Source organism: Rhodopseudomonas palustris (genome assembly GCF_034479375.1).
GTDB lineage: Bacteria > Pseudomonadota > Alphaproteobacteria > Rhizobiales > Xanthobacteraceae > Rhodopseudomonas > Rhodopseudomonas palustris_M.
Genome location: NZ_CP140155.1, coordinates 1,233,342 through 1,256,893, shown reverse-complemented (window position 1 = coordinate 1,256,893; position 23,552 = coordinate 1,233,342). Strand labels below are relative to the sequence as shown.

The window sequence follows — 23,552 nt, the reverse complement described above, 5'->3', positions numbered from 1 at the left end:
AATGTCGCAGAGCGGGCTTGAAATCGGCGCGGCGACTGACGATTGTCTTGCCATGACCCAAAGCCTGCTCGAGCCCAACAGTTACGACGTCATCGTGGTCGGCGGCGGCCCCGCCGGCCTCGCCGCCGCGATCGCGGTCGCCGAGACCGGGGCGCTGACCGCCCTGATCGCCCGCAAGGTGCCTTACGCGGACAACCGCACCACGGCGCTGCTCGGCGATTCCATCGACCTGCTGGAAAAACTCGACGTCTGGCGCCGCTGCGCCGGCAAGGCGGCCGCGCTGCGGACGATGCGGCTGGTCGACGACACCAACCGGCTGATCCGGGCGCCGGAGGTGCGGTTCGCGTCCAACGAGATCGGCATGGATGCGTTCGGCTTCAATATCGAGAACCGCAATCTGATGCTCGCGCTGGAAGAGCGCGCCGCGGAGGTCGCCAATCTCGACCGGTTCGACGACGAGGCCGAATCCGTCGCCCCCGGCGATGAGACCGCCGTGGTCCGCACCCGTCAGGGCCAGACCCTGTCGGCCGCGCTCGTGATCGGCGCCGATGGCCGCACCTCGCAATGCCGGCAAGCCGCCGGAATCACGGTCAGCAGCCGCGCGCTCAACCAGTCGGCGCTCACCTTCAACGTCGGGACGGCGCGGCCGCACCACAACGTCTCGACCGAATTCCACACCCCTGAGGGCCCCTGCGTCTTCGTGCCCCTGCCCGGCCGACGGATGAGCGTCGTCTGGGTCGCCGCGCCGAAGGAAGCGCAGCGGCTGATGGCGCTCGGCGACGACGAACTCTCCGCAGCCGCCGAAAAGCAGTCGCACTCGATCGTCGGCCGCCTCAGCGTCGAGCCCGGCCGCAACCTGTTTCCGCTCGCGATCGAGAAGCCGAGCGCCTACGGCCGGCGCCGGATCGTGCTGGTCGGCGAAGCCGCGCACGTGGTGCCGCCGATCGGCGCCCAGGGTCTCAACATGGGGCTGCGCGACGCCGGCGACATCGCCGAGATCGTCCAGGATGCGATGGCGCGCGACCAGGATCTGGGCGGCGATGCGGTGATCGCGCGGTTCGGCCGCGCCCGCGGCGCCGATGTCGCCAGCCGCACCTTCGCCATCGACATCGCCAATCGCACGTTGCTGAGCAATCTCTTGCCGGCGCAGGCCGCGCGCGCGGTCGGGATGCAGTTGATCAGTTCGGTCGGGCCGCTGCGGCGTCTGGCGATGCGCGAAGGCATGTCGCCGTTCTGGCGATCGCTGTAGAGCATGATCCCGAAAAGTGGCGACCGGTTTTCGGATCAGATCATGCTCAGGAAATATATGTTCGCTATAATGGCAACTGCCCGGTCCTGATCAGCCACATCACCGTCGTCAGCGTCACCACCGAGACGAAGGTGCCGATCAGGACGGCGACCGATGCCGGCTCGACCCAGGTGTTGTACTGCCGGGCGATCACGAACACATTCAGCGCCGGCGGCAGCGACGCCATCAGCACCGCGGTGGCGGCCCATTCCAGCGTGAACGGCCCGAACGCCAGCATCAGGCCGAACACGATCAGCGGATGCAGCAGAAGTTTCACCGCGACGATGCCGGGGATCTCCCACGGCACCCGTCCGAACGGACGCAGCGCCACCGTCACGCCGAGCGTGAACAGCGCCACCGGCGCGGCGGCGTTCTGCAGAAACTGCAGCGTATTGTCGACCGCGGCCGGCAATTGCACGTGGAATGCCGCTGCGGCAGCGCCGCAATAGGCCGCGACGATCAACGGATGCAGCACGATCTCGCGCACCACGTGGACGATGGTCGGCAGCAGCGGCCGCCGTTCGCCGGCGGTCAGCGCCATCGCCAGCGGCACGATCGAGAACAGGAAGATGCTGTCGAAGCAGAAAATCAGCGCGACCGGAACCGCGGCTTTGGTTCCCAACACCGCGAGGGCCAGTCCGGGGCCCATATAGCCGATATTACCGTAGCCGCCGGCGAGGCTCGCCATCGTCGCTTCGCGCAGCGACAGGCCGCCGATGGTGCGGCCGATCAGACCCGAAATGAAGAACGCGCACGCCGTGCCGAACGTGGTCGCCAGCACGAATGGCAGGTTGTTGAGTTCCTCGAACGGCGTCTTCGACATGATCCGGAAGAACAGCGCCGGCAGCGACACGTAGAGCAGGAAGAAGTTCATCCAGGCGAGGCCGTTTTCCGGCAGCCGCTTCAGCCGGCCGCAGGCGAAGCCGACGAAGATCAGCCCGAAATACGGAAGCGCGAGGTTCAGAATGTCGATCATGCGGGACTGCTGGGGCGACCGGCTGAGGGGATGATCGACCGGTAACAGGGATATGGACGTTGCGCCACGGCGAGCGGAAAGCCCGGTTTCGCACTAGCATCGGCCGCAATCCTGGTCTATGCGACTCGGATGATCAAGACGAGAACCGCCAAGTTTCAGATCGGGCAGATCGTCCGCCACCGGATTTTTTCGTTCCGCGGGGTAGTGTTCGACATCGATCCGGAATTCAACAACACCGAGGAATGGTGGCTGTCGATCCCGGAAGAGGTGCGGCCGCACAAGGACCAGCCGTTCTATCATCTGCTCGCCGAGAACGCCGAGTCGGAATACGTCGCCTATGTCTCGGAACAGAACCTGCTGCCGGACGATTCCGGCGAACCGATCCGGCATTCGCAGGTCGCCGAAATCTTCGTCAAGGACAAGGCCGGCGGCTACCGCCCGCGCAATCCCTCGCTGAACTAGTTCGGCATATCCCGCCAAAGCCAGCGGGTTCATCAAACACATTCGAACAGAGATTAAGACAAAGGGCGCCCGAGGGGCGCCCTTTTCGTTTCGCGGAATATCAGGCTTACTTCGCGGCCGGATTGGCGCCCGCCGGAGCCTGCGCCTCGAGTTTCTTGCGCTGTTCTTCGGCGCGCTTCTGCAGCTCTTCCTGCAGCTTCTTCTGGGTCTCTTCGAACTGCTTCGGGTCGGTCGGCGGGCCGTCATAGGCCTTTGCGAATTCCGCCAGCGGCAGCGGCAGCGTCAGCGGTGCGCCGTTCGAATTGATCGCCTGCACGACCAGATTCTGGCCCTTCTTCATGCTGGCCAGCAATTCCGGGGTCGCTTCGTAGTCGGACATGCAGCCGTTGGCGAAGCAGATCACATACGGGCTCTGCTGCGGCGCGTTGCTGTCGACGATGATGCGGGTGCCGTGAACGAGTTGCATGCCGAGCGGCAGCGTCACGCGGAGGATCTTCTTCGGCTCGCCTTCCGGCTCGATGATCACCGCCGCGATCACCGGCTGGCCGGACTCGATGCGGCCGTCCTTGCCGGTGAAGCAGACCTGCTTGGCGTTGGCGTCCTGGCCCTTGAGGCAGAACTTGGTCCACGGCGCATAGATCAGCTGAACCTGCTGCTGTTCTTGTTGCGGCGCAGCGGCAGGCGCCTGAGCGGCGGGACCGCCCTTCGGCGCCGCCTTCGGGGGAGCCTTCGGCGCCGGGGCCGCCTTCGGAGCGGCCGGCTGCTGCGGGGCCTGCGCTTGCGCTGCGGAAGCGACGGTCAGGGCGGCAACGGCCGCCGCCGTGAGCAGAACGAATGCCCGCCCGCGCGGCCCGGCCGTCGCGACCAAGTTGCAAGACTTCATTGCGGAAAACCCTTTCTGAAACGGTCGCACACCCCACCGCGACGCGCGGAGCTGACATCTGGCCGTTTGGCCGGTCTCTCGGTGCCAATTGAGGCAGTTACGTGACGGGCCGGTCAGGCGTCGTCGAGTGATGGCCTTCAATACATCGGCGCACGAAAAGATCAATGGCGACAATCATCCGCGGCCCGTTTCCTCACTCGCTTGTGGTAAATTGCCGTGGTGGACAGCACCGAATCAGATGGCCGATTCGCGCCCTGCGCAAGCCTGCTCGCAGGGGTGATGGCGAGGGCCGCCGTCATCGGCTTTGTGGTTTCGTTCAGCCAGTCGGCTCTGGCCGGACCAGAGTCGGCGGCGAAGCCGTCCTATGCGCTCGCAATGCACGGCGACCCCGCCCTGCCCGCCGACTTCACGGCAATGCCCTATGCCAATCCCGACGCGCCGAAAGGTGGCCGGCTGGTGGAAGGTTTGCTCGGCACCTTCGACAGCCTCAATCCGTTCATCGTCAAGGGCATCGCGGTGCAGCGGATACGCGGCTACGTCGTCGAGAGCCTGATGGCGCGCGGCAACGACGAACCGTTCACCCTGTACGGGCTGCTGGCGCAATCGGTGGAAACCGACGACGCGCGCAGCTACGTCACGTTCCGGATCGACCCGCGGGCGCGGTTCTCCGACGGCAAACCGGTGCTGGCCGAGGACGTGCTGTTCTCCTGGCAATTGCTGCGCGACAAGGGGCGCCCCAATCATCGGCAGTACTACGCCAAGGTGGCGCGCGCGAAGGCCCTTGATCCCCTCACGATCCGCTTCGATTTCGGCGATGTGCAGGATCGCGAACTGCCGCTGATCCTCGGGCTGATGCCGATCTTTCCCAAACACGCCGTCGATGCCGAGACCTTCGAGGAGACATCATTGTCGCCGCCGATCGGATCGGGGCCGTATCGCGTCAGCGCGGTGAAGGCCGGCGCCAGCGTGACCCTGACGCGAAACCCGGATTATTGGGGGCGCGATCTCCCGGTCAATCGCGGGCTGTGGAACTTCGACGAGATCCGGATCGAATATTTCCGAGAGGCGAATTCGCACTTCGAGGCCTTCAAGCGGGGATTGTACGACTATCGCGTCGAGACCGAGCCGCTGCGCTGGCACGACGGCTACGACTTCCCAGCCGCCCGCGACGGCGCGGTCATCCGCGACGCCGTCAGGACCGGCTTGCCGCAGCCGACCGAGGTGCTGGTGTTCAACACCAGACGTCCGGTATTCGCCGATATCCGCGTCCGTGAGGCGCTGCTGCAATTGTTCGATTTCGCCTGGATCAACCACAACTACTTCTTCGATCTGTACACGCGCGCGGCGGGCTTCTTCGCCGGCTCCGAACTCTCCGCGTATGCCCGCGCGGCCGATTCCGGCGAGTTGAAGCTGCTGAAGCCTTATCTGTCTCGTCTGCGGCCCGACTTCATCGACGGCAGCTACCGCCTCCCCGCCAGCGACGCCTCCGGCCGCGACCGTGTCGCGATGCGCCGCGCATTGTCGCTGCTGGCGGAGGCCGGCTACGAGCTCGACGGCACGATCATGCGCCGACGCGACGACCACCAGCCGCTCGCTTTCGAAATCCTGGTGACCACACGGGATCAGGAGCGCATCGCGCTGGCCTTCGCCCGCGACGTCAAACGGGTCGGCATTCAGGCGTCGGTCCGCACGGTCGACGCGGTGCAGTTCGACCAGCGGCGGATCTCGTTCGATTTCGACATGATCCCGAACCGTTGGGACCAGTCACTGTCGCCGGGCAACGAGCAGTACTTCTATTGGGGCGCGGAAGCCGCCGATACCAACGGCACCCGCAACTACATGGGCGTGAAGGATCCGGCAGTCGACGCCATGATCGCGGCGATGATCGCCGCACGGGAGCACCCGGAATTCGTCGACGCCGTGCGCGCGCTCGACCGCGTTCTCGCCTCGGGCTTCTACGTGATCCCGCTCTACAACATCCAGGAACAATGGATCGCACGATGGAATCGGATAGAACGGCCGAAAGCGAATGCCCTGACCGGCTACCTGCCCGAGACCTGGTGGGCGAGGCCATCGACACAAAGGTGATCATGTGAGCCAGCCCAACGCGTCGCCGACGCTCGACGGACTGTTCCGCCGCATCCTGGCGCGACAGCCCGACGCGGTCGCCCTGATCGATCCCGCCGACAAACCGCGCATCACCGGACAGGCTCCCTCCCGCCTCACCTATGCGCAGGCCGACAAGGCGATCTCGGCGCTCGCCGCCCACTTCACCGCGGCCGGCTTGCCGGCGAATTCGGTGATCGCGCTGCAGATGCCGAATACGATCGAATTTCCGCTGACGATCCTGGCCGCACACCGGGCCGGTCTGATCGTCGCGCTGCTGCCGCAACTCTGGCGGCAGGCCGACATCACCACGGCGCTGAACCGTACCGGGGCGCGCGCCATCGTCTCGACCCGCTGGATCGACGGCGTCAGCCACGCCGATTTGGCGATGAACGCCGCGGCCGAGGCGTTCTCGATCCGCTATGTCGGCGGCTTCGGCGACGATCTGCCGGAAGGCATGGCGTCGCTCGACGTCGCGATGGCCGAACACGTCCCTGCAATCGAGCCGGTGGCCCAGGACGCGCGCCGCGCCGCGATCATTTCGTTCGACACCACGCCGGACGGCGTGCGGGCGATTCCGCGGACCCATCTCCATATGATCGCTGGCGGTCTCGCAATCTTCCTCGAAGGCCGCGTGCCGCAAGGCGCGATGCTGCTGTCGGCGCAAGCGCCGTCCTCATTCGCCGGGCTCGCCTCGTCGATGGTGACATGGCTTCTGAGCGGCGGAACGCTGGCGCTGCACCATCCGTTCGACGAAACGGTGCTGGAATCCCAGATCCGCGATCTCGGCTGCGACACGCTGGTGGCGCCGGCGCCGCTGGCGTTGCGGCTCGGCGAAAGCGGACTGGCCGGAATGCCGACGCTGCGCAATGTCGTCGGTCTATGGCGCGCGCCGGAGCAGGTTGCCGCGAGCCCGGCCTGGATCGCTGCGCCCGCGACCTTCACCGATATCTATCTGTTCGGCGAGGCGGGCCTGTTCGGCGCGCGGCGGGTCGAGGATGGAATGCCCGCGGTGATCATGCCGGGACCGCACAGCGCGCCGCACAACCAGGCCGGATCGTCGGCGGCCGGCGAAATCCTGATCACGCCGAAAGGCACCCTCGGGCTACGCGGGCCGATGGTCACGCTCGCCGCCTACGCGCCGCTGCCGCCGCTCGGCAGTCCGGTGTCGGCGCCGCCTCCCGACCATGTCGACACCGGGTTCGCCGCCAGGCTCGACCGCACCAGCGGCGCGGTCTGTATCACCGCACCACCGTCCGGGGTGATGTCGGTCGGCGGCTATCGATTCCTCGCGCAAGACCTGCAGGAGTGGGCGAAGCGGCTCGGCCAGGGCGCCTTGCTCACGGCGTTGCCCGACCGCTGGAGCGGATATCGCCTCGCGGGCCGCGCCCAGGACAATGCACGGGCTCGTGAAGCACTTTCAGAACTGGGCCTAAACCCTTTGATGGTCGAAGCCTTTCGCGATGCTCCACCGCGCGGCGAAGAATCTGCGAGTCAATATTGACCTCGCATTAAGGGTGACGAACTAGGGTCGGACGCTGTCGACAGCGAAGAACCGGCTCTCAGAGATGTCGTATCACGCGCCCATCCTCGTCGTTTCAGGCAACGACACCTCGCCGATTCTGTCGGCCCTCGCGGATGCCCGGTTATCACCCGCGGTAACGACCGGCTGGCTCGAGGCCGGCGCCGCGGTCGCGCGGCTGCAGCCTTCGGCGGTGATCGCCAACGGCGCGACCGGCACCTCGCTCGGAATATTGGCCAAGCAGATCGAAGCGATCCAACCTTATGTGCCGCTGATCGCCCTCGATCCACGTGGCGTCCTGCCGGACAATGCGATCGGCTTCGAGGGTGGCGATTTCGCGCGCCTTGCGGCCCGGCTCCGCGCGGCGCTTCGCGTCCGCACCCTGCACGCCACCACGCTGCGGCGCCTGATCGACGATGGCGACGTGCCTCGCACCCCCGACAGCGATCCGATACAGGATGCCACCGTGCTGCTGATCGGTCGCGGCGCGGCCTATCCGGCATTGTCGGTGGCGCTCGGCGAACGCGTCGGCGTGGTCGGCGCGCTGTCGATCGAAGCGGCGGCAAAGCACCTCAATGCCCGCGACCTCGACGGCATCATCCTGGCCGAAGGGTTCAGCCCCCGCGTGGTCGATGCGTTCCTGACCGTGCTGGCCGAGGACCCCCGCTTCCGCAATCTTCCGGTGGTGGTCACGGTGCCTGCGCCCGACCATCACGTCGACCTGCCCAATCTCGATTTCGCCCAGGGCGATCCGGCGCGCATCGTGGCCGACGCGCTGCCGCTGGTCCGCCAGCACGCCTTCGAGGCGCGGCTCGGCCGCACGCTACGATCGCTGGACGCCGGCGGCCTGATCGATCCACGCAGCGGCCTGCTCACACCTAGCGCATTCGAACGCGATTTCGCCACCGCCGTTTATCACGCGCAGGCGCGCGGCGGTGGCTTGTCGGTGGCGAAGTTCACGTTCAACCGGGCCGACCAGCGCGTCCTGTTCGACACCGCGCGGATCGTCAGCCGGCTGATGCGCAAAATGGATTTCGGCGTCCTGCAAGCCGACGGCAGCATCCTCGTGGTGTTCGCAGACGCCGATCTCCGCAGCGCGCAGGCGATCGCCCGGCGCCTCACCGCGGTGATGAAGCAAACCTCGCATTCCAGCCGGCGCGAGGGCCGGATCGATCCCGACGTTCAGCTCTCGACGTTGATGCCGGACGATTCCGCCCGCACGATCCTGTCGCGGCTGACCAAGCTCGACACAAGACGCGCGGCCTCCTGACAGCCGCGCCGTCGCCGACGCTCACGCCGCCTTCTTGGCTTCGGCCAGTTCGGCGAGCTGTTTCATGATATCGGTGGTGCCGGCGAGCCGCTCCTCCGGCGTCTTCCAGACCTGGAAGAACACCACCTTCATATCCGGACGAACCTTGGCGGCGTCGCCATGGCGCTTGATGAAGGTCACCAGCCGGTCCGGATGCGCGAACGCGTTGTCGCGGAAGGTGATGACCACGCCCTTCGGGCCGGCATCGACCTTCTCGACATTGGCGTGCCGGCAATACGCCTTGATCGCCGCGACCTTGAACAGATAGCGCACCTCGTCCGGCAACGGCCCGAACCGGTCGCGCAGCTCGGCGGCGAAGTTCTCGATCTCCTCGTCGCTGTCGAGATCGGCGAGCCTTCGATACAGCGACAGCCGCACCGACAGATCGTTGACGAAGTCTTCCGGGATCAGCACCGGCATGCCGATGGTGATCTGCGGCGACCAACGGTCGGCGACCGGCTCGACGACGCCGGCCTTGAGGTTGGTGATCGCCTCCTCCAGCATCTGCTGATACAGCTCGAAGCCGACTTCCTTGATGTGGCCGGACTGCTCTTCGCCCAGCAGATTGCCGGCGCCGCGGATGTCGAGGTCGTGTGAGGCGAGCTGAAAGCCGGCGCCGAGCGTCTCCAGCGATTGCAGCACCTTCAGCCGCCGCTCCGCCTGCGCGGTGATGTTGTGCTGCGGCAGCGTGAACAGCGCGTAGGCGCGCAGTTTCGAGCGGCCGACGCGGCCGCGGAGCTGATACAATTGCGCCAGCCCGAACATGTCGGCGCGGTGCACGATCAGCGTATTGGCGTTCGGAATGTCGAGGCCGGATTCGACGATGGTGGTCGACAGCAGGATGTCGTATTTGCCGTCGTAGAACGCCGACATGATGTCCTCGATCACCGTCGGCGGCATCTGGCCGTGGGCGACCGCGACTTTCATCTCTGGGACGTGCTTGTCGAGGAAGTCCTTGACCTCGGCGAGGTCGTCGATCCGCGGCACGACGTAGAACGCCTGTCCGCCGCGATAGCGCTCGCGCAGCAGCGCCTCGCGGATCATCAATGGATCGTGCGGGGCGACGAAGGTGCGCACCGCGAGCCGATCCACCGGCGGCGACGCGATGATCGACAGGTCGCGCACGCCGGTCATGGCGAGTTGCAGCGTGCGCGGGATCGGCGTCGCGCTCAGCGTCAGCACGTGGACCTCGGCGCGCAACTGCTTCAGCTTCTCCTTGTGGGTGACGCCGAAATGCTGTTCCTCGTCGACCACGACGAGGCCGAGATCCTTGAACTTGATCGCCTTGCCGAGCAGCGCGTGGGTGCCGACGACGATGTCGATCTGGCCTTCGGCCAGGCCCTTCTTGACCTGCGTCAGTTCCTTCGGCGACACCAGCCGCGACGCTTGGCCGACATTCACCGGAAAGCCGCGAAAGCGCTCGGTGAAGGTCTTGGCGTGCTGCCGCGCCAGCAGCGTGGTCGGCACCACCACGGCGACCTGCTTGCCGTCGAGCGCCACCGCGAAGGCCGCGCGCAGCGCCACTTCGGTCTTGCCGAAGCCGACGTCGCCGCAGACCAGGCGATCCATCGGCATGCCGCGTTCGAGATCGCCGAGTGCGGCATTGATCGCCGCGAGCTGATCCTCGGTCTCCTCATAGGGGAAGCGCGCGCAGAATTCGTCGTAAAGATGCGGCTCGACATGCAGCTTCGGCGCCTCGCGCAGATGCCGCTCGGCCGCGACCTTGATCAGTTCGCCGGCGATCTGGCGGATGCGGTTCTTCAGCTTGGCCTTGCGCGCCTGCCAGCCCGAGCCGCCGAGCCTGTCGAGTTCGACAGTGGTGCCGTCGGAGCCGTAGCGCGACAGCAGTTCGATGTTCTCGACGGGAAGAAACAGCTTGGTGTCGTTGGCGTAATGCAGTTCGACGCAGTCGTGCGGCGCGCCGCCGACCTCCAGCGTCTGCAGCCCGATGAAGCGGCCGATGCCGTGCTCGACATGGACGACGATGTCGCCGGTGGCGAGACTGGTGACCTCGGAGATGAAGTTGTCGAGCTTCTTGGCCGACTTGCGCTGCCGCACAAGGCGGTCGCCGAGCACGTCCTGTTCGGTGATCACCGCGAACGCATCGGTCTCGAAGCCGGATTCGAGGCCGACCACCGCCAGCATCGCCTCGTTGCGCGGCGTCGCCTGCACCGTGCGCCAGGAATTGACGCTGGTGAGATGGACGAGCTTGTGGTCCTTCAGCATGCTCGCCATGCGGTCGCGCGAGCCTTCGCTCCACAGCGCGATCACCACCTTCTTGCGCGCCGCCTGCAGCGACTGCACATGGGCGACCAGCTTCTCGAAGACGTTGACGCTGGTGTCGGCGCGCTCCGGCGCGAAGCTGCGCCCGGCGCGCGCGCCGGCGTCGATCACCGAGCCACCGGCATCGTCGGGCACGGCGAACGGCGTCAGCCGCGCCAGCGACGTGCCTTCCAGCCGCGCGGCCCATTCCTTGTCGGTGAGATAGAGCTGATCCGGCGGCAGCGGCTTGTAGATCGCGCCCGAGCCCGGCTGGTCCATCGCCTCGCGCCGCGCCTCGTAGTAATCGGCGATCTGCTCGAAGCGCTCGCGCACGGCGTCCTCGCTTTGTGGCTCGATCGCCACCGGCGCGCCGGGCAGATAGTCGAACAGCGTGTCCATCCGCTCCTGGAACAGCGGCAGCCAGTGCTCCATGCCGGGATGGCGGCGGCCTTCGCTGATCGCGGTGTAGAGCTGGTCGTCGCGATCCGGCGCGCCGAAGGCTGCGACGTAGCCCATCCGGAAGCGGCGGATGGTTTCGGTGACGAGCTGGAATTCCGACACCGGCACCAGATCGAGGCCGCGCATCGAATGCTGCGTGCGCTGGGTCTCGGCATCGAAGGTGCGGATCGATTCGAGCTGGTCGCCGAAGAAGTCGAACCGCACCGGCATTTCCAGCCCGGCCGGAAACAGATCGAGGATGCCGCCGCGCACCGCGTATTCGCCGGGCTCGCGCACCGTCGAGGCGCGGCTGTAGCCATTGTGCTCGAGCCAGGCGACGACCGAGTCCATCGGCACCACATTGCCCGGCGCGACCGACAGCGCCTGCGCGGCGATCACGTCGCGCACCGGCACCCGCTGCACCGCGGCATTGACCGTGGTCAGCACGATCAACGGCTTGTCGGAGCCCGCCAAACGCGACAGCCGCGCCAGCGCGGTGACGCGCTGCGCGAGAATGCCGGCATGCGGCGAGACGCGGTCATAGGGCTGGCAGTCCCACGCCGGGAACTGCATCACCGCGACGTCGGGCGCGAAGAACTCCAGACTGCGCGCGAGCGCCTGCATCCGCGGGCCGTCGCGGCAGATCACCGCGAGGCTGACCGCCGGCGGCTTCGGCTTCGCCGCGACCGCGCGCGCCAGATCGGAGACGATCAGCCCCTCGGCGCCCTCGGCGACATTGGCGAAGGTCAGCGCGCGGCCGGGCGCCAGCAATTCCGCGGGCGATCGTGACGGCGCCTTCATGCCGGGTCGCCCTGATGGCCGTAGGTCTTGATCCGGTCGAACAGCCCGTTTTTGAACTCGGCGGGCAGCGTGTCCGCGCCCGCCACCGCGTTGTACAGGTCGTGGTCGTTGAGCTCGATCAGCCGCTCCAGCTCGTCCAGTTCGGCGTCCTTCAGCGTCCCGATCTCGGCGTCGGCGAACTGACCGAGAATCAGGTCCATCTCGCGCGTGCCGCGGTGCCAGCAGCGGAACAGGAGCCGTTTGCGGCGGTCGTCGAGGCCACCGCTCGATCGTGTCGTACCGGTCATCGTTGGAAACCTTGCTAAACGCGGAAAGCCCGGACGTGCCGGGCGGGGTTGATATAGCGGTCGGCGCAGCCGATGTCAGCCCGCCCTGGCGCATTGCAATCGGCGCGAAATGCATTCAAGCCTGCCGCAAATGTCCGCCCAACCGAGCCGGTTCGATGCGCCCTGCTCTGCTCAATCCCCTGTTCGCGCCGGTCACCGGCCTCTCCGGCGTCGGTCCGAAGCAGGACAAGCTGTTCCGTTATCTGCTCGACCGCGACGACACTCCGCGGCTGGTCGATCTGCTGCTGCATCTGCCGGTCAGCGTCATCGACCGACGCTCCCGGCCCAAAATCCGCGACGCCGAGCCCGGCACCGTGGTGACGCTCGAAGTCACCGTCGATCGCCATCGGCCCCCGCCGCCCGGCCGCTCGCGCGCGCCGTATCTGGTGTATGCCAGCGACGGCACCGGCGACGTGATCCTGACGTTCTTCCGGGCAAAGCCGGAATTCGTCGAGAAGCTGCTACCGGTCGGAGCCAAGCGCTACGTCTCCGGCACCGGGCAGCTCTACGACGGCACGCTGCAGATCGTGCATCCGGACCGCGTCGTCGACGAGGAAGGCTTCGCGAAACTCCCGAAGATCGATCCGGTGTATCCGCTCACCGAGGGGCTGGCGATCGGTTCGCTGCGCCGCGCGGTGGCGCAGGCGCTGACCAAATTGCCGGCGCTGCCGGAATGGATCAGCCCCGAGGTGCTGCGGCGCTGCAATTTTCCTCCCTTCGCGGAGTCCCTGCAGCGCGTCCATGTTCCGAATGAGCCGACCGACATCCTGCCCGACGGCCCGTTCTGGTCGCGGCTGGCTTATGACGAACTGCTCGCAGGCCAATTGGCGCTGGCGCTGGTCCGCGCGCAGCTCCGTCGGCCGGCCGGCGCGCGCAATGCCGGCGACGGCAGGCTGCGTCACAAGATCATCGACGCGCTGCCCTATGCGCTGACGACGTCGCAGCAGGAAGCGGCGGCCGCAATCGCCGGGGATCTCACCCAGCCGGTGCGGATGCTGCGGCTGCTGCAGGGCGACGTCGGCTCCGGCAAGACCGTGGTGGCGCTGCTGGCCGCCGCCGCCGTGGCCGAGGCGGGCAAACAGGCCGCGCTGATGGCGCCGACCGAGATCCTCGCGCGCCAGCACATCAAGACCATCGCGCCTTTGGCCGAGCGCGCCGGGATGAGCGTGGCGATCCTCACCGGCCGCGAGAAAGGCAAGGAGCGCCGCGAACTGCTGGCGCGGCTCGAACGCGGCGAGATCGACTTCCTGGTCGGAACCCACGCGCTGATCCAGGACGACGTGATCTACAAATCGCTGGCGCTCGCCGTGGTCGACGAGCAGCACCGTTTCGGCGTCCGCGAGCGGCTGGCGCTGACCTCGAAAGGCGACGCCGTCGACGTGCTGGTGCTGAGTGCCACGCCGATTCCGCGCACGCTGGTACTGACCTATTTCGGCGACATGGACGTCTCCGAACTACGCGAGAAGCCGGCCGGCCGGCAACCGATCGACACCCGCGCACTCACCGACAGCCGGCTGCCCGAAGTGATCGACGGCATCGGTCGCGCCATCGCCGCCGGCAAGCGCGTGTACTGGATCTGCCCGCTGGTCGAGGAATCCGAAAACGTCAAACTGACCGACGCCGAACAGCGCTTCGAGTCGTTGTGGCAACGCTTCGGCGACGATCAGGTCGGCCTGGTCCATGGCCGGATGAAGGGCGCCGACAAGGACCGCGTGATGGCGCAATTCGCCGGCGGCGAAATCAGCGTGCTGGTGGCGACCACCGTCGTCGAGGTCGGCGTCGATGTGCCCGAAGCCAGCATCATGGTGATCGAGAACGCCGAGCGCTTCGGGCTGGCGCAACTGCACCAATTGCGCGGCCGGATCGGCCGCGGCAGCGAGGCCTCGACCTGTCTGCTGTTGTACCGCGAGCCGCTCGGCGAGATGTCGGCGGCGCGGCTGCGGGTGATCCGCGAGACCGCCGACGGCTTCCGCATCGCCGAGGAAGATCTCAAGCTGCGCGGAGAAGGCGACGTCCTCGGCACCCGCCAGAGCGGCCTGCCCGGCTACCGGATCGCGCGCTCCGAGGTGCACGGCCAACTCGTCACCCAGGCGCGCGACGAGGCGATGCGCATCCTCAAAGACAACCCGAAGCTGGAAGGTTCATCGGGCGAAGCGCTGCGCTGCCTGCTGTATCTCTACGAACGCGACGAGGCGATCCCGCTGCTCGGCGCCGGTTAGTAGCCATCGTCATTCCGGGTTCGCGCTATCGCGCGCCCCGGAATGACAAAAGCGGACGATCTTTGCGGTGCTTTTGCGGCCGCGCCGGACGGCTGTCCTCACCCGACCGTGTCGGGCGCCTTGATCCGGCGTCGCGAGAACGCCGATTCCGGCTCGCCGGCGGCCTTCTTGGCGGCCAGCGCGGTGGCGGCGAGCGCCGCGATCTTGCGCTGCGGATCGGAGCCCGGCTGCACCACGCCCGCGGACATGATCAGGGTCGCCGCCTCTTCGGCGCTCATGTCGACACTGATGACCTTGCTCTTGGGCACGTAGAAGAAGAAGCCCGTGGTCGGGTTCGGGGCGCACGGCAGGAACACCGAGATGTGCTCGTCCTGGCTGGGAATCCGCGTCGCGACTTCCTTGTTCGGTGGCAGCGAGATCAGCACGATCGACCACATCCCCGGCGACGGAAACTCCACCAGGCCGACCTTGCGCAGGCTGGAGCCGTTGCCCGAGAACAGCGTCTCGAACACCTGCTTCAGGCCGCGATAGATCGCGCGCACCACCGGCATCCGGCCGAGCAGCCGCTCGCCGAGATCGACCAGCGATCGTCCGATCAGATTGGCGGTGAGGAAGCCGAGCAGCGTCAGCGCGACGAAGGCCACGACCAGGCCCGAGCCCGGGATCGCGAACGGCAGGTAGGTCTCGGGGCGGTAATCCGGCGGCACCAGTGGACGGACAAAGCCGTCGACCCAGTTCACGAACCACCAGGTCAGATAGAAGGTGATCGCGACCGGGCCTGCGACCACCAGACCAGTTAGGAAGTAATTCCGAACGCGGCCCATGAACCCACGCGGCGGGTCCGGGACGTTCTCACCGAGATCCAGGCTTGGTTGATCGTTCATCAGGCTTCCAGGTCGAAAACATCCAAATTCGCAGCAAAGCCACGATGCGCTCGTCCAGCCTAGCAGACAATGACCGGCCCGTATGACCCGATCGGAGTGCTCCGCCCGGACCGGGCCGAGCGCCCGTGCCGCACGTCCCCGATATAGGGGTTTAGTGTCACCTCAACAACAGCCGGGGTGTGGATAGAACGGCCGCCTACGCCTATTCGACGGTCACCGACTTCGCCAGATTGCGCGGCTGGTCGACGTCGGTCCCCATCACGACGGCCGTATGGTAGGCGAGCAGTTGCACCGGGATCGCATACACCAGCGGCGTGAACGCCGCCGCCATGTCCGGCATCACGATGGTCACCAGTGACTCCACCGTCGCCTCCTCGGCGCCCTTGGCGTCGGTGATCAGGATGATCCGGCCGCCGCGGGCAGCGACCTCCTGCATGTTCGACACGGTCTTTTCGAACACGCGATCATACGGCGCGATCACCACCACCGGCATTTTCTCGTCGATCAGCGCGATCGGACCATGCTTGAGCTCGCCGGCGGCGTAACCTTCGGCGTGAATGTAGGAGATTTCCTTGAGCTTCAGCGCACCCTCGAGCGCCAGCGGATAGCTGGTGCCGCGGCCGAGATAGAGGACGTCCTGCGACTTGGCGATGTCGCGCGCCAGCCGTTCGACCTGATGCTCGGTCGCGAGCGCGGCCGCCATCAGCCGCGGCAATTCGATCAAGCCGTGGACCAGCTTGGTTTCGTCCTGCGCAGACAATTCGCCGCGGGCCCGGCCCGCCGCCACTGCCAGCGCCGCCAGCACCGTGAGCTGGCAGGTGAACGCCTTGGTCGAGGCCACGCCGATTTCCGGGCCGGCCAGCGTCGGCATCACCGTTTCGCTGTCACGGGCGATCGTCGAGGTCGGCACGTTGACGACCGACAGCGTGTGCAGCCCCTGCTCCTTGGCGTAGCGCAGCGCCGCCAGCGTGTCGGCGGTCTCGCCGGACTGCGAGATGAAGATCGCCAGATCGCCCTTGCGCAGCGGCGCCTCGCGATAGCGGAACTCGGAGGCGATATCGATCTCGACCGGCAGCCGCGCGAACCGCTCGAACCAGTATTTGCCGATATAGCCGGCGTAGTTCGCGGTGCCGCAGGCGGTGATCGAGATCCGCTGGATATCCTTGAAGTCGAACGGCAACTTCGCCGGCAGCGAGACCTGCTCGGTCGCCATGTCGAGATAGCGCGCCAGCGTATGGCCGACGACTTCCGGCTGTTCGTGGATTTCCTTCGCCATGAAGTGACGGTAGTTCGCCTTGTCGACGACGAAGGACGACGCGCCGGATTTCATGACGCCGCGCTGGACGATATCGCCCTTGGCGTCATGAACTTCCGCGCCCTTCCGGGTCAGCACCACCCAGTCGCCGTCGTCGAGATAGCTGATATCGTCGGTCAGCGGCGCCAGCGCGATCGCGTCCGATCCGAGATACATCTCGCCGTCGCCATAGCCGATCGCCAGCGGCGAACCCTTGCGCGCGCCGATCATCAGGTCGTCATGGTCCTTGAACAGGAACGCCAGCGCGAACGCGCCGCGCAGCCGCGGCAGCGCGGCCTTCACGGCTTCGACCGGCGACGCGCCCTTGCGCATCGCCGCGTTGACCAGATGCGCGACCACTTCGGTATCGGTCTCGCTCGCAAACGTCGCGCCACCGGCTTCGAGCTCGGTGCGCAGCTCGCGGAAATTCTCGATGATGCCGTTGTGAACCACCGCGACGCCGTCGGCGGCGTGCGGATGCGCGTTCGCCACCGTCGGCTTGCCATGCGTCGCCCAACGGGTATGGCCGATGCCGGAATGGCCGCCGAGCGGCTCCTTCTTCAAGCAGGCTTCGAGATTCCTCAGCTTGCCTTCGGCGCGGCGGCGTTCGAGGTGCGCTCCTTCCAACGTCGCGACGCCGGCGGAATCATAGCCGCGATATTCGAGCCGTTTCAGCGAGTCGACCAGTTGCTCCGCAACCGGTCCGCGCCCCAGAATCCCGATGATGCCGCACATGCGGTTGGATACCCCCGAAGGCCGGCGACGTCCGGCGTCGCCCGATATGTAGCGAGTTGCGCAAAAGCACAGGTAGTCAATAATTATTGCGGATTGCGACAGGGTTAAGCGACGCGGCGTTAACCAAGCGCATCACCATGATCAATCCGCCTTCGGTTTCTTGCCCCGCGCTTTGGCTTCGCGGAACCGCTTGGCCCAGCCCTCGCGCACGCTCTGATCGTTGCGTTCGACCGCGAGTGCATCGTCCGGCACGCTTTTGGTGATGACCGATCCCGAACCGATATAGGCGCCTGCACCGATCTTGACCGGCGCGACCAGCGACGAATTCGAGCCGACGAAGGCGCCGGCGCCGATCTCGGTGCGATGCTTGTTGAAGCCGTCATAGTTGCAGGTGATCGTGCCGGCGCCGATATTGGCGCCAGCGCCGATATGCGCGTCACCGATATAAGTGAGATGATTGACCTTGGCGCCGGCGTCGATCTGCGCCGCCTTGGTCTCGACGAAATTGCCGATCTTGGCGCCGTCGCCGAGCGAGGTGCCCGGCCGCAGCCGCGCATAGGGACCGACCGACGTCCTCTTGCCGAGCGACGTCTCGACGATGTGCGAGAACGAATGAACCACCGCGCCGTCGCCGATGCTGACGCCGGGGCCGATCACCACGAACGGCTCGATCGTAACGTCCTTGCCGAACGTCGTGTCGGCGGCGAGATGAATCGTCTCGGGCGAGATCAGCGTCACGCCCGCGGTCATCGCAGCCTGGCGCAGCCGCGCCTGCATCACCGCTTCGGCTTCGGCCAGTTGCGCCTTGGTGTTGATGCCGCGGACCTCGTCTTCGCCGGTCTCGATCACGCTGGCGACGAGGCCGCGCTTTCGCACGATGCCGACCGCGTCGGTCAGATAGTACTCGCCCTTGGCGTTGACGTTGCCGATTTCCGCAAGGACGTCGAGCGCGATGCGGCCGTCGATCGCCATCACGCCGGCATTGCACAGCGTGATTTTCAGTTCGTCCGGGCTGGCGTCGGCCTGCTCGCGGATCGCGGCCAACTGATCGCCGTCGACCACCAGCCGGCCGTAGCCGGTCGGGTCCGCGGCGCGGAAGCCGAGTACCACCAGCGCCGAACCGTTGCGCAGCGGCTCGCGCAGGCGGGCGAAAGTCTCCGACGAAATCAGCGGCGTGTCGCCGAACGCGATCAGCAGATCGTCGGCGCCGCGCGCGATCGCCTCCTTCGCCGCCAGCACCGCATGCGCGGTGCCGAGGCGCTCCGCCTGCACAAAGGTCTCCACCTCGGGCCGGACGCGCCTGGCCTCGTCGGCGACGGACTGATGGTCGGGGCCGATGACTACGGCCAGTCGATCCCCATCGCCGTTCGGCGCGGCGGCCAGCACATGCGCGAGCAGCGGACGGCCGGCCACCGGGTGGAGCACTTTCGGCAGCGACGATCGCATCCGCGTCCCCTCGCCGGCGGCGAGTACGATTGTCAGGCTGGCTGTCGTGGTCATCCGTATAATCCCGAAGGCTGCCGATTTGCAGCCCTCTTAAAGGGTTTTGCGACGAAGGGGAAACAGCTTCGAAGACCGAGGATGCCTCAGCCGACGGCGGCGAGCGCGAATTTCCCTGCTAATGTCAGCAACGTGATTCGCTTGGGCGGCGGGGGCTTCGGACGTTCGAATGGCGAGGAACAGCGATGATCTGGCGGACAGCTTCGCGACCGACGAGTCGGGCGGCTGGCTGGCGCGTTTCGTGGCGGACGAGGAAGACCTCGACACGCGCGCCAAATGGAAACTGGCATCCTGGGCGGCCGGCTCGCTCGGCGCCCTGGTGATCGCGATTCTCGCGACGCAGACGGCCACTGAACGCAAGCGCGACCAGGTCGCCGCCGCGGATCTCGTGCGGCAGTCGCAGCAGATTCAGCGGCTCGCCAAGGAGAGCCAGAGCGAGGCCAGCCGGCTGGCCGCGGCGATCGACACGCTCAACAGCGATCGTGACCGGCTGTACTCGCGGCTCGGCTCGCTCGAGCAGGGTCTCGAATCGGTGACGGGCTCGATCGCGCGCGTGCAGGCGTCGGCCAAGCCGGCGGCGGGTCACGACAAGGCAGCCGCGACGGCGCTCCCCGAGATTCCGATCAAAGAGCCGCCAGCGCTGCAGATCGCGGCGGTCGATTCCAAATCGAGCGCACCGGCCACCCCGTCAGTGCCGCCATCGGCCGCGGTCGTGCAGCCTGCCCCCTCTCCACCCAAACGTGCCGTCGCGGCGACAGCCGCTGAACCTGTTTCCCCGTCTCCCAAGGTCGATCAGCCCGAGCCGCCGCTCCAGACGCCCGTAGCTGCCACACCGGCATCGGCCGTCAGGTCGCCCTCCGCTGTTCCGGCCTCGACACCCGCCCAGGAAGCGGACACCAAGCGAATCGACAGGATCGCCCTGGCGGCGGTCTCGCCCGCGACGCCGTTGATCGCGTCCCGGTCGATGCTGGCGCCACCGGACTCCGCCGCGGGCAAACTCCTGGAGCCCCGGCCGTCCGCAGCGCGCGGTGGTCCGGAGGACGAGCCGGAAGCCGACTCAGCCGATGAGACGCCGGTCGTGGTGCCACGCACCGAATTCGGCGCCGAACTGGGCGGAGCAAATTCGCTCGAGGGGCTGCGCAGCCTGTGGCGCCGGATGTCGAAGGCCCACAAAGAGCTGAAGGACATGCAGCCGATCGTCATGGTGAAAGAAAACGCCAGCGGAGGTCAGCTCCGATTGGTCGTCGGCCCGTTCAACGACGCCGCGGCGGCGGCCGGGCTTTGCGCCAAGATCGGCGCCGCCGACCGCGGCTGCGAAACCTCGGTGTTCGACGGCCAGCGCCTGCCGCTGATCTCGACCGCTCCGCCGCCCCGGATGCCGCGCAAGCGCCCGCCGAAAGTCACCGCCGCGCCCGAGCCGCCGCCCCCACCGGAGCCGCAGCCGGCGCCGAAGCCGGCGTCGCTGTCAGGTTTTCTCGGCATCCGCTGACGCCCGGCCGAGCCGCATCAACGCGGCGGGTTGTTCGCAGCCGAAAACCGCAGCATAATCGCAGCATGAAAAAACACCCGTTCCGCCTCACCCCGTATCAGGTGCAGTGGCTCCTGATCGTCGGCTTCCTCACCGTCGGCTATGCGCTGTATCTGCGCTATCTCGCGATCGAACTCTCGACCGTGGCGCTCGCCTGCGACGCTGGCCTGCAATCGATGTTGTGCAAGACGCGATTGCTGATGACCTACCTGTTCCGCAATTCCGTGTTCGGAATCGCGGCTGTGGTGATCGCCGTGCTGCACTTCATCCGGCCGTCGATCGTGCTGCTGACCGCGGGTCTGGTCGCCGCCGGTTTCGGCATCGTGCTCTACAACATCGCCCTGTCGGGGATCGCGATCGGGCTGCTCATCTTGGGATTTGCACGGCCCGCGCCCGCCACAGCGTGAGCGCCAGCATCGCATACACCGCGCAGGTCCAAAGCGACTGCCAGTTCTTCGGCCCTTCGTTGAACACCGTGTAGAACGCGCAGACCGCGAACACCCCGGCGAACACGGATTCGGCGATCGGCCGCACGCCCTGCTGCGGCCGGTTCAGCAGCATCATCAGGAACAGCGGCAGCACCGCCATCGTCAACGACGCGAACGGGAAATCGCGGTAACGCGGATCGAAGGTGAAGCCGAGCGCGGTCTGGGCGCCGATCAGCGTGGTCACCACGACCGACGAACCAAGCGCATAGGTCAGGAACGATCGGTTGCGCTGTTCGAGCGGGCCGAACAGTTCGAGGAAGGTCGGGACCGCCCGGCCGACCATCAGCGCATGCGCCGCCAGAATCGGCGTCAGCACGCCGCTCGCCAGCAGCAATCCCCATTGCAGCCAGCGGCCCCAGCCGTAGCTCTCCACCAGCATCTTGTCGACGGCGATGCCGAGCAGCACGCCGCCCGCCGTCGCCGACACGCCCACGGCAAGCCAGGAGGCCAGCCGCGGCGACCAGGGTCTGCGGCGCAGCGTCAGCATCGCGGTCGCAAAGATCACCACGCTGAGCCCCATCCCCGCGGCCATCGACAGCTTCCACTGCGGGAAATTGCTGATCGGCACGCCCGCCGGGTACTTCAGCTCGCGCTTGTCGGCGTCGATCAGCCCCCAATAACCACCCACCGTGCCCTCGAGATCGCGCTTCCATGGCTGGTCGTAGGCTTCGATGAGATTGACCCGGAAGTTCTCCGCCTTGGCGAGGCTGAGAATGTCGGACACGACCCGCGCCTGGTTGGTGCGTGACGGCAGCGCGCCCTCGCGCATCCGCCCGGCGCTCGGCCAGCCGGTCTCGCCGATCAGGATTTCCTTGGCCGGGAATGCGACCGCGACGCGCTTGCGGATCTGGTCGACATGCGCCGCGGCATTGCGCGCACGGATCGGCAGATCTTCCCAGTACGGCAGGATGTGGATCGTGACGAAATCCACAGCCTCGTAAATCTCGCGATTGCGCAGCCAGTATTCCCAGACGTCCGCATAGGTGACCGGCGTCTTCACCTGCGACTTCACCAGACGAATCATCGCAGCGAGATCGCCCGCCGTCATCTCGCCCCGCAGCAAGACTTCGTTGCCCACGACGAGCCCGGTGATGACGTCAGGATAATCCTTGGCCAACCCGACGGCGACGGCGATTTGCGCCAGGTTCTTGGCGCGCTCGTTGCCGAGCCAGATGCCTTGCAGCACCTTAAGCCCGACCTTGGCGGCGATCGCCGGCAATTGCACGAGGCCGTTGTCGACCGAATAGGTCCGCACGCACTTCGATATCTTGGCGAGTTGCGTCAGGTCCTGCTCGATCTGATCGGCGCCGATCTGCGTCGTCGGATCGAGCGGCGTCTGCGCACCGCGGAACGGCGCATACGACACGCATTCGAGCTTGGCGTTCGGATCGATCGGCGCGCGCGCGAGATTGACCGGCGTGGCGATCCACCACCAGACGCCGAAGATGATGCCGAGAGAAATCGGGAGAAGCGCCAGCGGCGTGCGAAAAGTAATGGGTTCCGTCCTCCAGAATGACCGTCGATTACCCGCTCGCAGGCGATCTGCCAAGGGCATAAGCTGACGCAACCTCCGGCGCGCCGAAATGAACGCACGTTAAGCTACGTGAATTCGCCGCCATGTATCAGCCCGTCGATTGTCATTGCTGGACAAATCCCGAAATGTCCGTCATGGGAATCGCGCAGGGTCACGCCTCGTTCGGCGAGGATTCAGGCGGCATCGGGCGATGGGGACCGAGGCCGTCGTGGCTCGGCCAACAGATCGGGGACGCTATGCGACGAGTAATCCTTGAGTTCCGGAATGCGCTGTGGCGCGGCCTGGCCGCGACCGGACTTGCCCTGCTGATCGGGATCGGCGGCGCGATCGCGCAGAGCGGCGATTTGCGCGCCCAGGATCAGAACAACAAGCCTGCGGCCAACGCCAATCAGCCAGCGCAGGCGCCCGTCGATGCCCTCAAGGAAAGCCAGCGCAAGACCGACGAATTCGTCGAAGCCGCCCAGGCGATCAACGGACCCGCCGGCAATCCGGAATGCGTCTGGCTCGGCCGCCGCGTCGTGGTGCTGATGTGGCGCGACGACCTCGACACCGCGTTCCGCCATCTCGACCTGTACGATCGATTCGGCTGCCCGACCGGCCACATCCAGGCCGCGTTCCGCTGCCTGGTCCGCTCCGGTCCGATCGATCCGAAGGTGCCGGAAGGCCTCAGCGGGCGCGTCCACGCCTGCTGGATCAATCCGACCGCGCAGCCGGCGGCGGCGACAGCGGCTCCGGCAGCACCCGCAGGAAAGCCCGCGGCGAATCCGCAGCCCGCCGCTCCGGCGACGCCGGCGCCTGCTCAGAATCCTGCTCCCAATCCCGCGCCGGCGAAATAAGCCGGCGCGGTTCGGAACGTTCGGAAATTTTCGCGGTTGGCGGGTGTCCGCCCTTAAATCGCCACGGCGGCGTATGAATTGATCGCCAACGGGGCCGAGCGCTATGCTTGAATTGCTACCGCCTTGGTCGGACCTCGGGGACGGGTCCGCTGACCAGCCAT

17 protein-coding genes are annotated in these 23,552 nt (G+C 66.7%); 9 read left to right on the top strand and 8 right to left on the bottom strand.

Annotation, left to right across the window (positions count from 1 at the left end; all coding sequences use genetic code 11):
- Nucleotides 1–52: 52 nt before the first annotated feature.
- A complete protein-coding gene (locus tag SR870_RS05510; RefSeq protein WP_322517019.1) occupies nucleotides 53–1,249 on the top strand; it encodes a UbiH/UbiF family hydroxylase in 1,197 nt (398 codons plus the stop codon).
- Between the two features lie 64 nt (nucleotides 1,250–1,313).
- On the opposite strand, the gene SR870_RS05505 is transcribed toward SR870_RS05510, so the two are convergent.
- Nucleotides 1,314–2,264, bottom strand: coding sequence for an AEC family transporter (locus tag SR870_RS05505; RefSeq protein ID WP_322517018.1), 951 nt, complete (start codon nucleotides 2,262–2,264; stop codon nucleotides 1,314–1,316).
- A gap of 129 nt (nucleotides 2,265–2,393) precedes the next feature.
- Here SR870_RS05505 and hspQ point away from each other — a divergent pair, with 129 nt between their 5' ends.
- Nucleotides 2,394–2,726 carry a heat shock protein HspQ gene (gene hspQ, locus SR870_RS05500; protein ID WP_322517017.1) on the top strand — a complete coding sequence of 111 codons (333 nt, stop codon included), beginning with the start codon at nucleotides 2,394–2,396 and terminating at the stop codon, nucleotides 2,724–2,726.
- 106 nt (nucleotides 2,727–2,832) lie between these two features.
- Here the strand turns inward: hspQ and SR870_RS05495 are convergent, their stop codons facing one another.
- Complete coding sequence (locus SR870_RS05495) at nucleotides 2,833–3,609, bottom strand: invasion associated locus B family protein (protein WP_322517016.1); 777 nt, start codon at nucleotides 3,607–3,609, stop codon at nucleotides 2,833–2,835.
- Between the two features lie 279 nt (nucleotides 3,610–3,888).
- Between SR870_RS05495 and SR870_RS05490 the strand changes: the two genes are divergently transcribed.
- The 3 genes from SR870_RS05490 to SR870_RS05480 all read left to right on the top strand — a co-directional run bounded on the left by SR870_RS05490 (nucleotide 3,889) and on the right by SR870_RS05480 (nucleotide 8,507).
- Nucleotides 3,889–5,697 carry an extracellular solute-binding protein gene (locus SR870_RS05490; RefSeq protein WP_322517015.1) on the top strand — a complete coding sequence of 603 codons (1,809 nt, stop codon included), beginning with the start codon at nucleotides 3,889–3,891 and terminating at the stop codon, nucleotides 5,695–5,697.
- 4 nt (nucleotides 5,698–5,701) lie between these two features.
- The gene (locus SR870_RS05485; RefSeq protein WP_322517014.1) at nucleotides 5,702–7,219 is read left to right on the top strand and encodes a class I adenylate-forming enzyme family protein; all 1,518 of its coding nucleotides are present in this window, start codon (nucleotides 5,702–5,704) and stop codon (nucleotides 7,217–7,219) included.
- 64 nt (nucleotides 7,220–7,283) lie between these two features.
- Nucleotides 7,284–8,507, top strand: coding sequence for a GGDEF domain-containing protein (locus SR870_RS05480; RefSeq protein ID WP_322517013.1), 1,224 nt, complete (start codon nucleotides 7,284–7,286; stop codon nucleotides 8,505–8,507).
- Nucleotides 8,508–8,528: 21 nt separating this feature from the next.
- Here the strand turns inward: SR870_RS05480 and mfd are convergent, their stop codons facing one another.
- Together mfd and SR870_RS05470 are read right to left on the bottom strand one after the other, a co-directional pair.
- The gene (gene mfd / locus SR870_RS05475) at nucleotides 8,529–12,047 is read right to left on the bottom strand and encodes a transcription-repair coupling factor (protein WP_322517012.1); all 3,519 of its coding nucleotides are present in this window, start codon (nucleotides 12,045–12,047) and stop codon (nucleotides 8,529–8,531) included.
- Complete coding sequence (locus tag SR870_RS05470) at nucleotides 12,044–12,334, bottom strand: succinate dehydrogenase assembly factor 2 (RefSeq protein ID WP_322517011.1); 291 nt, start codon at nucleotides 12,332–12,334, stop codon at nucleotides 12,044–12,046. The genes mfd and SR870_RS05470 overlap by 4 nt, the downstream gene beginning before the upstream one ends.
- A gap of 155 nt (nucleotides 12,335–12,489) precedes the next feature.
- Between SR870_RS05470 and recG the strand changes: the two genes are divergently transcribed.
- Nucleotides 12,490–14,592, top strand: a complete 2,103-nt coding sequence (recG, locus tag SR870_RS05465) for an ATP-dependent DNA helicase RecG (protein ID WP_322517010.1) — start codon at nucleotides 12,490–12,492, stop codon at nucleotides 14,590–14,592.
- A gap of 98 nt (nucleotides 14,593–14,690) precedes the next feature.
- Here recG and SR870_RS05460 read toward each other — a convergent pair whose 3' ends face one another.
- From SR870_RS05460 to glmU, 3 genes are all read right to left on the bottom strand, one after another.
- Nucleotides 14,691–15,476, bottom strand: a complete 786-nt coding sequence (locus SR870_RS05460) for a DUF502 domain-containing protein (protein WP_322517009.1) — start codon at nucleotides 15,474–15,476, stop codon at nucleotides 14,691–14,693.
- A 202-nt stretch (nucleotides 15,477–15,678) separates the two neighbouring features.
- The gene (gene glmS / locus SR870_RS05455) at nucleotides 15,679–17,505 is read right to left on the bottom strand and encodes a glutamine--fructose-6-phosphate transaminase (isomerizing) (RefSeq protein WP_322517008.1); all 1,827 of its coding nucleotides are present in this window, start codon (nucleotides 17,503–17,505) and stop codon (nucleotides 15,679–15,681) included.
- Between the two features lie 141 nt (nucleotides 17,506–17,646).
- Nucleotides 17,647–19,005: a bifunctional UDP-N-acetylglucosamine diphosphorylase/glucosamine-1-phosphate N-acetyltransferase GlmU gene (gene glmU / locus SR870_RS05450; RefSeq protein ID WP_322517007.1), complete on the bottom strand. Its 1,359-nt coding sequence runs from the start codon at nucleotides 19,003–19,005 to the stop codon at nucleotides 17,647–17,649.
- Between the two features lie 169 nt (nucleotides 19,006–19,174).
- Between glmU and SR870_RS05445 the strand changes: the two genes are divergently transcribed.
- A complete protein-coding gene (locus tag SR870_RS05445) occupies nucleotides 19,175–20,494 on the top strand; it encodes an SPOR domain-containing protein (protein ID WP_322517006.1) in 1,320 nt (439 codons plus the stop codon).
- 65 nt (nucleotides 20,495–20,559) lie between these two features.
- A complete protein-coding gene (locus SR870_RS05440; RefSeq protein WP_322517005.1) occupies nucleotides 20,560–20,940 on the top strand; it encodes a hypothetical protein in 381 nt (126 codons plus the stop codon).
- On the opposite strand, the gene SR870_RS05435 is transcribed toward SR870_RS05440, so the two are convergent.
- Entirely contained in the window at nucleotides 20,900–22,576 is a 1,677-nt protein-coding gene (locus tag SR870_RS05435) for a beta-(1-6) glucans synthase (protein ID WP_322517004.1), read from the bottom strand. The genes SR870_RS05440 and SR870_RS05435 overlap by 41 nt on opposite strands.
- A gap of 215 nt (nucleotides 22,577–22,791) precedes the next feature.
- Here SR870_RS05435 and SR870_RS05430 point away from each other — a divergent pair, with 215 nt between their 5' ends.
- Complete coding sequence (locus SR870_RS05430; RefSeq protein WP_322518203.1) at nucleotides 22,792–23,391, top strand: beta-1-3, beta-1-6-glucan biosynthesis protein; 600 nt, start codon at nucleotides 22,792–22,794, stop codon at nucleotides 23,389–23,391.
- Nucleotides 23,392–23,552 lie beyond the last annotated feature (161 nt).